This window comes from Tardiphaga sp. (assembly GCF_028290785.1).
GTDB lineage: Bacteria > Pseudomonadota > Alphaproteobacteria > Rhizobiales > Xanthobacteraceae > Tardiphaga.
Genome location: NZ_JAQGJD010000314.1, coordinates 1 through 9729, shown reverse-complemented (window position 1 = coordinate 9729; position 9729 = coordinate 1). Strand labels below are relative to the sequence as shown.

At 61.5% G+C, this 9729-nt stretch carries 7 protein-coding genes and 1 pseudogene; 3 read left to right on the top strand and 5 right to left on the bottom strand.

All coding sequences use genetic code 11. The annotated features are described in order from the left end of the window. Positions 1 to 117 (top strand): annotated as a pseudogene (locus JWR89_RS19250) (IS30 family transposase); the annotation flags it as partial. Positions 118 to 139: 22 nt separating this feature from the next. Here JWR89_RS19250 and JWR89_RS19245 read toward each other — a convergent pair. The 5 genes from JWR89_RS19245 to JWR89_RS19225 form a co-directional block, all read right to left on the bottom strand. Next, positions 140 to 1813: an FAD-dependent monooxygenase gene (locus JWR89_RS19245; protein WP_299719030.1), complete on the bottom strand. Its 1674-nt coding sequence runs from the start codon at positions 1811 to 1813 to the stop codon at positions 140 to 142. Between the two features lie 24 nt (positions 1814 to 1837). Next, positions 1838 to 2815 carry a tripartite tricarboxylate transporter substrate binding protein gene (locus tag JWR89_RS19240; RefSeq protein ID WP_299719028.1) on the bottom strand — a complete coding sequence of 326 codons (978 nt, stop codon included), beginning with the start codon at positions 2813 to 2815 and terminating at the stop codon, positions 1838 to 1840. A gap of 53 nt (positions 2816 to 2868) precedes the next feature. Next, positions 2869 to 4602: a thiamine pyrophosphate-requiring protein gene (locus tag JWR89_RS19235; RefSeq protein ID WP_299719025.1), complete on the bottom strand. Its 1734-nt coding sequence runs from the start codon at positions 4600 to 4602 to the stop codon at positions 2869 to 2871. A 69-nt stretch (positions 4603 to 4671) separates the two neighbouring features. Next, entirely contained in the window at positions 4672 to 6273 is a 1602-nt protein-coding gene (locus tag JWR89_RS19230; protein ID WP_299719023.1) for an FAD-dependent monooxygenase, read from the bottom strand. Positions 6274 to 6361: 88 nt separating this feature from the next. Then, on the bottom strand, positions 6362 to 7123 hold the full coding sequence (locus tag JWR89_RS19225; protein ID WP_299719020.1) for an IclR family transcriptional regulator: 762 nt from the start codon (positions 7121 to 7123) through the stop codon (positions 6362 to 6364). A gap of 238 nt (positions 7124 to 7361) precedes the next feature. Here JWR89_RS19225 and JWR89_RS19220 point away from each other — a divergent pair, with 238 nt between their 5' ends. Beyond that, on the top strand, positions 7362 to 8300 hold the full coding sequence (locus JWR89_RS19220; RefSeq protein ID WP_299719018.1) for a tripartite tricarboxylate transporter substrate binding protein: 939 nt from the start codon (positions 7362 to 7364) through the stop codon (positions 8298 to 8300). Between the two features lie 86 nt (positions 8301 to 8386). Beyond that, on the top strand, positions 8387 to 9595 hold the full coding sequence (locus tag JWR89_RS19215) for an FAD-dependent monooxygenase (protein WP_299719015.1): 1209 nt from the start codon (positions 8387 to 8389) through the stop codon (positions 9593 to 9595). Positions 9596 to 9729: the final 134 nt, after the last annotated feature.

Here is a 9729-nt window from a genome sequence, read left to right as displayed (position 1 = left end):
CACAGCCAGGCCAAGCTCAGTGCCATCGCAAGGCAGCTTAATGAAAGGCCGAGAAAGACCTTGCTCTATCAGACGCCGGCTGAGAAGTTTGCCGAATGTGTTGCAGCGATCAGTTGAACCCGCCGCCAATAGCGGTCACTCAGACGCGGATCGTGTCTGCCCCCCGGATCGCGTTGATAAGCCCTTCCAGATCCGCCGGGATCTGGTCGCCACGCCACGCAACATGCTGGTCGGGGCGCGCGAGCAGGAGCCTGTGCCGGTAAACATCAGGTGCTGATACAGCGGTGACGTCGAGGAGGTCGATCGGAACACCTGATATGCGCGCGGCTCTCTGCAAAGCTGTCACATCCACGGTGGGATCGAAGCGCAGAAGAGTGTAGCCGTGACCGCACGCATCATACAGAGATCGCCCGTCCGCGAGCGTGAAATGCGGTACGCGGGCACCCGGTGCGGTGGAAGGGGTGAATTCGCCCATCGCGTAAGGCGGAGCAGGCTCGTCATCGTAAAGGATCAAGGGGGATCGTTCGTAGTAGTAACCGAAATTGAGGCCCGCGCAGCAATATTGCTGGACGTTGAGATCGTAGATCGATCTGGCGATCGAGGTACGATAGGCATCGGCCGCCGGCCCTTCGGCGTCGATCTGAGATGAGACCGTTCCACGCGCTTTGGTCATGGCATGGGCGTGGTTCATCGCGAAATGCGATACTTGTTCGGTGATCGGCAACCGTTCGGCTTCGTAGGCTGCGAGGATGCCCTCGGCCCCCCAGCCTGCAAGGCGTGCCGCCAAGAGCCACGCCAGGTTTGCAGCATCGGCGATGCCTGCATTCATGCCATAACCGGCGTAAGGCACCCAGAGATGGCTCGCGTCGCCGCAGATGAAGACGCGGTCGCGCCGCATCCGGTCGGCGATCAGCCGCCGACCTATCCAGTCCTCCTTGCTCAGGAGATCATACGCGAACGCACTATCAACACCGAGCACCGTACGGATCGCCTGGTCGCGATCGACAGCGTCGAAGTCCGTCACGCCGGGCTTGAGATAGACGTGAACCAGCCAGGTCTCCCGTCCGTCAATTGCATAGACGTTTCCCGACTGCTGTGGATTGAGCGAGAACGAGCCCCAGGCCGGAATGCCACCCGCTTCGCGTAGCATCGGCAGCAGGCTTGGTGCACGGATGTAGCTCGACTGAACATGCTGAAGAGCCACGTCTCCGCTCAATGTCGCGCCGATGGCTTTCCGGACCCCGGAGCGGCCACCATCACAGCCTGCCAGATAGGTGCAGGCGATCTCGACCGCCCCCCCCTGCGCGTCCGTCGCGCGTGCCAAGACGCCCTCGTCGGATTGCGCGAAGTCCGTCAGCGTGGTCGCCGAAAGGATGCGGGCGTTCGGCATCGCTTCGAGATGCGCAAACAGCACCGGCTCGAGATAGATCTGGTTGATCCGGTGCGGTGGCTCGGGCGTCGGCCAGTCGGTATCGGGGCCGCCCTTGGCCGTATAACGGTTGGCGCGGCAGGGAATCGGAATCCGCGTGATCTCGCGTCCGAGAAAAGCGGTGCGATAGGCGATGTCGTTGGGATAATCCGCGGGCAGACCGGCATCGCGCACTTTTCCGGCGACGCCAAGCCTGCGAAAGATCTCCATCGATCGAGCCGACACGTGGTTCGATTTCACGTTCGGCGGATGACCGCGCGGGCGGGCCTCAAGGACAATCACCTCGACGCCGTGCCACGCCAGATCCATTGCGAGCGTGAGCCCGACCGGTCCCGCGCCGACAACCACGACGTCGGCTTCCAGACGAATGGGATGATCGCTCATGACCGGCCCCTATGCCCGCGACGCTTATTGCGTCAACCGGATGTTCCCGGCTCGCGCGACTGCGATCCAGCGGTCGATGTCGGCGGCGATGATCCGGGTGAACTCATCGGATGTGTTGCCGACGGAATCGATGCTGAGGGTCTTGAGACGCGCGACCACATCCGGAATCTGGGCGATCCGGACGAATTCGTCTTGCAGCTTCTTAACGATGGCAGGTGGCGTTGCCTTCGGCGCAAAGACCCCACTCCACAGCACAGCCTCGAAGTCTGCACCGGCTTCCTTCATTGTAGGGACATCGGGCAGTTCCGCCATCCTTGTGGGCGCGGCGACTGCGAGTGCGCGGGCCTGACCGCCGACGATCTGACCCATCACCGGGCCGGCGTCGGCGATTGTCGCCATGACATCACCGGCGATCACAGCCGTGACACTATCGTTGGCGCCCTTGTAGGGGATCATCTGCATGGGCGCGCCCGTCTTCTGCTTGAAGAGTTCGGTCGCAAGCTGGAAGGCAGCGGAAGCCGATGAGTAGTTCGACTTGCCCGGATTGGCCTTCGCATATGCGACGAGATCCGCGACCGAGGTGAACGGCGAAGACGCCTTCACGATCAGCATCAGCGGAAACGAGCCCAATTCCGAGATCGGAGCGAAGTCGCGCAACGTGTCGTAATTGAGCTTCTCATAGACGGCGGGATTGATAACCATCGCGCCGCTCGCACCGATCAGCAGCGTATAACCATCGGGCGCGGACCGCGCGACGAATTCGGTAGCGACGACGGCGCCGGCGCCTGGCTTGTTTTCGACAATGACAGGTTGACCGAGGCTCTCCGAGAGCTTCTGCCCGATCACGCGGGCGATGATGTCGTTCCCACCGCCAGCCGTGAAGCCGACAACGAGGCGGATCGGGCGGTTCGGATATGTGCTCGCCTCATCCGAGGCTCTGGCTGCCGTGACATACAGCGCGAGACCGAGGCAAAACAATGCGGCGATACGTCCGGCTCTCATAGTGTCCTCCCGAATGTTCATGATGATGTGCGGCTCTCGCAGCCGCTTGGCCCTTACAGCGGGGTAACCTCGACGTGCAGCACAGCAGCGCGACCGCCATCGACGGCCACGAGACAACGGTCGATCGCAGCAGCAAGCGTTTCTGGATCTCTGATATGCTCGCCATGGGCGCCGAATGCTCGCCCGACCTCTGAGAAGCTGCGCCGCTCATCTTGTCGCCCCGAGCGCAACTGCGATTGAAAGGCGTTGCTCGCGGCGGCCGAACCTTTAGGATAGACCCGTTGAACCGAGGATTTGACGGCCTGCCAGCCGCCATTGTCGAGCACCACGGTGAGGATCGGGATCCCATATTGCTGCGCGACGGCATAGACGGAATCCGGCGACGAGAAATGAAAGCCGCCATCACCGATGATCTGGACGATGCGGCGTTGCGGCTGGGCCAGCTTCAGGCCGAGCGCCATGCCGCCCGAAAAACCAAGGCCACCGCCAGCGAGACCGACATAAGTCTGCGGTTCGGTACGGACGATCTGCTCCTGCACGATCGGGCCATTGCGGATCGCCTCGTTGATGACGACATCCTGCGATGAAAGCCTATCGTTCAGCGTCGCAAGAACGTAAGCCGTGCCGAGGCTGCCGACGGTCCCCTGTTTAGCTGCGGCCGCCTTTCGCTTATTGTCGCGCACGCGGCGGGCGTCGTCCCAGTTCGCGATGCGTTTCGCGACCGAGGCGCGGTAGGCGTCGTCCGCAAGCGACTGCACGCGCTCGAGCACTTGGCGGAGTACCTTTGCGCAGTCGGCTTGAATGCGCAGATCGGTCGGGAATCCCCACATCGGGAAATTCGCCTTGAGCGGATCGACATCGATCTGAATCCAGTCGATCTTGGCGAAGCGCCTGGCATATTGCGGCACGAATGGCACGTCGGTATCGAGCAGAAAACCAAGATCGGCCTCATCGAGAAGCGGCTGCGGATCGAAGCCGGCGAAGCATGGCGAGGCCTGGGAAATATTGAAGTCGATTGAGTTGAACTCGACCACGCGAATTCCGCAGGCGAGCGCCAGCGCTTCGAGTGCTTCGACTGCCTCGGCATTGCGGCCGAGATAGGCCGTGATCGCGATCGGATTACTGGCTACCATCAGTTTGCGCGCGATGGCGTCGACACGTTCCGGATCGATGCCGCCGAGCACGACGCTGCCGTAGCGCGCGGGCGCGTATTGCGGCATTTGATCGGCATCCCACTCCTCCGCCAGCGTTTCCCGCGGCAGCATCATGTAGACCGGTCCGGGCGGCGCGCTCTGCATGAAAGCACTGGCGCGCGCCAGCGCCTCCTTCACGACGACGCCCGACGGCAACGAATATTCCCATTTGATGTAAGGTCGGACGATACTCGCGATGTCGAACGGGTCCTGCACGAAGTGCACATAGGTGTCGCGCGATCCCGGCAATTCGCCATGCAGTGTGAACGGCGCGCGGCCGGCGAACAGCATCACCGGAAGCCGATAGCGGAACAGATTCTGGATCGACATGCAGGCATTGGCCGTGCCGGCGTCGACATGCACGAAGACGGCTTGGCCCCGTCCAGTCGCGAGCGCGTAGCCTCCCGCCATGTGGACCGCCACGATTTCATGCGGGCAAAGAATGACTTCGGGGTGCTTGCGCCCTTGCGCGTCCCAACATGCGGTTTCCTCGATCAGTGAGACATGATCGGTGCCGAGATTGGCGAAGATATACTCGACGCCGAGATCGACGAGCCCTTCAAGGAAATAGTGCGCAGCGCTGTGACGACTCATGCCTTGGAACTCCCTTTGTTAGCTCGCGCCGTTTTCCGGCGTCGTAGTCTCGATCGCGATCGCGTTAAATTATCCGGTGTTGCCGATCGCCCGGCGCAACACCTGCCGGGCATCGGTCAACGCATCGTTCGCGCTGAACGCAACGAACTGGTCGGGCCGTACCAGGATCAGGCTTGCGCCGTAGTGCTTCTGCGCCGCTTCGGTTTTTTCCGTCACGACCTTCAACGGCACACCGAGGGCATCGGCCGCCGACTGGAGTTCAACCACGGTTTCAGGCACCGCGCCGAGATCGATCAGGGTGAAGTCCGCGCCCAGTTCGTCATAGACGTCCCGGCCTGAGCTCATTCGATACGGCGCCAGATGGTGCCCGGCTCGCGCCGTGAATTCATGTCCACCGATCGCGCTTGGCGCATGCCCGTTCGCGCCCGTCACGATCGGAGATCCCTCATAGTTCGGCTCGAACGAATGCACCTCCGACCGGGCGCCCGACGCGCGCGCCTGCCATTCGGATTCGAATGCCACCTTGTCGATCGAGGGATCGTATGCGGCAAGGAAATCTCGGTCGCTCTCGATCGCCTTCTCAATAAAGTCCCGGGCGGTCGAGACGAATACGGGGCGCCTCTCGCCGTCATAGGTGTCGAGCAGTTCCGAGCGAGCCCAGCCTTGCAGCACCGCAGCCAATTTCCACCCGAGATTGGCGGCGTCCTCCAGACCGGTGTTGATGCCGTATCCGCCATAGGGTGGATGGCTGTGGGCGGCATCGCCCGCAACGTATACTCGACCGTTACGGTAGCGATCGGCAGTAGCAACGCGCAACTCCCAAAAACCGATGTGCTCAAACTCGATATTGAAATCCGCGCCGACTGCCTCATACACCAACGCGCGGAAATCGAAGTTGTCTTTAGTAGTGCCCATCGGCACCGGCGCGTGAAAGAACCAGGTCGTGCCGAGATCGACCCGACCGAAGAAGCGCCAGTAGCCTTTCAGGTCCGGATGCAGGACGTTGTAGAACGACTTGTTCGGATAACGCTCGAGTAGTTTGTGGAGTTCCTCCGAACGGAACACCAGGAGGACCATCAGCCGGTCATGGTCAGATTTCGTCTGGGTAATGCCGCAGGCATCGCGGACCAGGGAGCGGCTGCCGTCGCAGCCGACTGCATACTCAGCGCGCAGTCGACGCGTCTCGCCGCTGCCCCGCGCGCGCAGCGAGACTTCGACACCATTGTCTTCCTGCGCCACCGTTTCGGCGGTCCAGCCGTACAGCGTTTCGACCGAGGGAAGCTCACTGAGCCGCTGCCGCAAGACAGCCTCGGTTGCATATTGCGGCAGGCGTTCATTGTCCATGAAATAGAAGGGGCGCACCAATTCCCGCTGCAGCCAATCGTAGCGATAATCACTCAGGAGCGTGCCATACGCGGTCATGCCGCCGATGCCATATTCTCGCGGTATCGTACGAGCCGCTCGAAGCGCTGGTTCCGCGCCCCAGAAGTGAAAATGCTCCAGCGTACGCTGGGTCAGGTTCTGGCCCCGCGGAATCGGCTGCGGGCTTTCGTACTTCTCGATCAGGACGCATCGGACGCCGCGCTGGCCTAGATCGATTGCAAGTCCGAGACCTACCGGCCCACCCCCGACAATGATCACCTGCGGTGAGGACAAAGTCTCAGCCGTCATTCCTCGCCTGCCCGCTTCTTGAATTCGTTGGCGTGAAAGGACCGCAGCAGGCTTGCGAAGTCAAGAATAATCTTACAATATGAGATTTTTATGAATTATCAGAATCGGCGCGGACCGCCGATATTTCATTCGCGACCGCTTTGACGTCGGCCGCGATCCGGTCGATGCCGGCGCCATCCACCTGCGCGCCTGTGATCGTCACGCAGATGCTGGCGATCGGCGCGCCACGGTCGTCGAGGACCGGCGCCGCAATGCCGACCGCGCCCGCGGTGACTTCGCCGAACGCGACCGCGTATCCCGCCTTGCGTACGCGCTTCATGCTCTGTCGGACCTCTTCGACACTCACGCCGAGGCCGACGGAACGGAGGTCGTCGAGATTTTGCTCGATCAGGGGCATCAGGCGCGCGCGCGGCAGATACGCCATGATCGAACGCGCGATTGCTCCGCGACCGAGCGGCATCGGACGACCGCGCGGATAGGAGCTGACGAGATTCCTTGCGGATGTTTCGGACACCACGCAGAGGATCTTGTTTCCGTACCAGCGCAGGATCATCGCATTGCAGGAGTAGCGCGCCGTCAGCGCCTTCAGATGGGGCTGGCCCGACAACACCAGCGTATCGGATCGTCGGGCGAGATAATCCATCTCGACGACTTTCGGCCCGAGCGTCACGCCGGCATTGCGCGACGACATCAGAAGCCCGGCGTCCTTGAGGATCTTGAGATATCGATAGAGCGTGGGACGACTATATCCGAGATGGGCCATCAGATCTTCGGACGTCCACTCCAAGCGCTCCTCCGAAAAGACCTCGAGAACGGCGAGCACGCGCTCCAGACTGTTGCTTGGTTTCATGTCGCTCGACGCATGATCTGTCGTCACTCCAATTGGCCGCATTCAGGGGCGCTCACGGCAGATACTTTTCCCGTAGGGATATAATCAACCTTGAACTGGGTCGTCGGATCGGCAAATAATGTGCACAATCTCATAATAAGAGATTTTCAATTTTTTGGCCAGCCGCGGTTACCGGCGGTCACCCACAGCGAGGAAACGTATGTCCGCGAGACATTCACGCCGTACGGTGCTTGGACTCATGGCTCTGGCTCCTCTTTCGGCCAAGCCAGGCTTCACCCAAGGGCCATCGCAGCAGACCATTCGGCTCAACGTTCCTTTTTCGCCAGGTACCGGCCCCGATTTGCTGGCACGCCTACTCGGCGAGGAACTGCGCCAGCGCTGGAATCAGCCAGTGATCGTCGAGAACAAGGCTGGAGCGAGCGGCAATATCGGTACCGAGGCAGCGGCCCGTGCTGCTCCGGATGGCCTGGCCCTCCTAGTGACGGTCAACACGTTTGTGATGAACGCTAGCCTATATCGTTCGTTGCCTTACGACCCGCAGAAGAGCTTCGAGCCAATCGTGGAGATCGCGACGGGTGCGCTTGCCCTGGTCGTACATCCTTCGCTCAACGTCAACACGCTGCAGGAACTGATCACGCGTGCGCGGAGCAAGCCGGATGAAATCAACTACGCCTCGCCTGGCCGGGGCACGCCGCAACATCTGGCGATGGAGCTTTTCAAGCTGACGGCGCAGGTCAAGCTGATGCACATTCCCTATCCGGGCTCGGCCGGGGCCGTGAAGGATCTGGCAGGCGGACATGTGTCCGCCATGTTCCTGCCGATCCATACCGCGCTTCCTCTCGCAGAGGCCGGACAAATCCGCATCCTCGCCGTCGGGAGCAAGGCGCGTGCGCCGCAGGCTCCGAACGTCCCGACCCTAGCTGAAGCGGGCGTGACCGACTTCGACGTCGATCTATGGTACGGGGTCCTCGCCCCGGCTGGCACGCCGAAAGCGATCATTGACCGCTACAATTCCGAGTTCAACGCGATACTGAACCAACCAAGCGTCCGGGCCCTTCTCGACAAGCAGGGCTTGATTGCCCGGGGCGGCCCGCCCGATCAGCTGGCGGCGCTCATCGCCAAGGATCGCGTGCGCTGGGCCAAAGTCGTCAAGGATGCCGAGATCACCTCGGAATAGTCCGAGCCGACAGGCCGTTTCACGAAGGCCCTCCTCCAACGAACCCCGACGACCACAGGCAGTTCACGCCCGCAGGAAACTCGATCATGACGCGACGAATTCTGATTGCAGGAGCCGGCATCGCGGGGCTTTGCACGGCGATCGCGCTGATGCAACGCGGCTTTCACGTCACGATCTGTGAACAAGCCGAAACGCCGCGCGAGACCGGCGCCGGTGTGCAGATCAGTCCGAACGGCACACGCGTGCTCGCTGCGCTCGGCGTGCTCGACGCGCTGCGAGGCCTGGCGGTGGAGCCGACAGCCAAAACGATCCGCCTGTGGAACAGCGGCGAGACTTGGTCGCTCTTCGACCTCGGCACGATGGCTGTCGCCGAATATGGCTTTCCCTATCTGATGGTCCATCGCGGCGACCTCCACACAACGCTGGTGAACGCCGTATTGCAGCTCGATCCGGACGCCATCCGTCAGGGCGCCGGCGTCGTCGGTGTCGACAACCGCGCCGATGGCGTGACGGTGTCGCTATCGAGCGGCGAACGCGTCAGCGGCGATATCCTGATTGGAGCCGACGGCATCCATTCAGGCGTACGGTCGGCCGTATTCGGAGCCGGACCAGCGCATTTCACCGGCTGCATGGCCTGGCGCGGCGTCATTCCGTCGTCGCGCCTGCCGTCCAATATCCGGCGCGATGTCGGGACAAATTGGGTCGGCCCCGGCCATCACGTCGTGACCTATCCACTTAGACGAGGCGAACTCTTCAATTTCGTCGGCGTCGTCGAGCGCTCGGGATGGGAGACAGAATCCTGGATGGCCAAGGGTACGCGAGATGAATGCGCTGCCGATTTCGCGGGATGGCATCCCGACGTCCACGTGCTCATCGACAATATCGACGTGCATTACCGATGGGCCTTGATGAGCCGCCCGCCGATGGAGCGATGGTCAGCCGGACGCGTGGTCCTGGTCGGCGATGCCTGTCACCCGATGTTGCCCTTCATGGCGCAGGGGGCTGTTATGGCCATCGAGGACTCGATCACGCTGGCCCGGGCTCTCGCAGCGAGCCGCGATAATCACGAGACGGCATTCGCCAACTACGAAGCCGAACGTGTCGCACGCGCCAACCGCTGCGTTGTTGCGGCAGAGCGAAACCGCGAGATTTTCCATAATGAACGTTTGATGGACGCTGAAGATGCAAACCAATATGTGTCAGCACAATGGAATGAGGCAAAGGTCCGCGAGCGGTACAACTGGCTTTTCGCATTCGACGCAGTTGGTAAAGCTAACGGCCGTCTTGATGCATGACGAACGCTTGTCCTAAAAAACTTTGAGCTGATCCTTGTGGCTTGTCTTGGGTCGAATGTCCGCTTTGCGCGGCGGGCTCAACCGGTCAGCGCAACACTCTAATCTTCTAGCAAGGATGGAGTGTGGACATGAAA

Bases quoted from the DNA above. Each gene is read 5' to 3' on its own strand.
- JWR89_RS19225 (WP_299719020.1), bottom strand. From the start codon at position 7,123: ATGAAACCAAGCAACAGTCTGGAGCGCGTGCTCGCCGTTCTCGAGGTC.
- JWR89_RS19220 (WP_299719018.1), top strand. From the start codon at position 7,362: ATGGCTCTGGCTCCTCTTTCGGCCAAGCCAGGCTTCACCCAAGGGCCA.
- JWR89_RS19230 (WP_299719023.1), bottom strand. From the start codon at position 6,273: ATGACGGCTGAGACTTTGTCCTCACCGCAGGTGATCATTGTCGGGGGT.
- JWR89_RS19215 (WP_299719015.1), top strand. From the start codon at position 8,387: ATGACGCGACGAATTCTGATTGCAGGAGCCGGCATCGCGGGGCTTTGC.
- JWR89_RS19235 (WP_299719025.1), bottom strand. From the start codon at position 4,602: ATGAGTCGTCACAGCGCTGCGCACTATTTCCTTGAAGGGCTCGTCGAT.
- JWR89_RS19240 (WP_299719028.1), bottom strand. From the start codon at position 2,815: ATGAGAGCCGGACGTATCGCCGCATTGTTTTGCCTCGGTCTCGCGCTG.
- JWR89_RS19245 (WP_299719030.1), bottom strand. From the start codon at position 1,813: ATGAGCGATCATCCCATTCGTCTGGAAGCCGACGTCGTGGTTGTCGGC.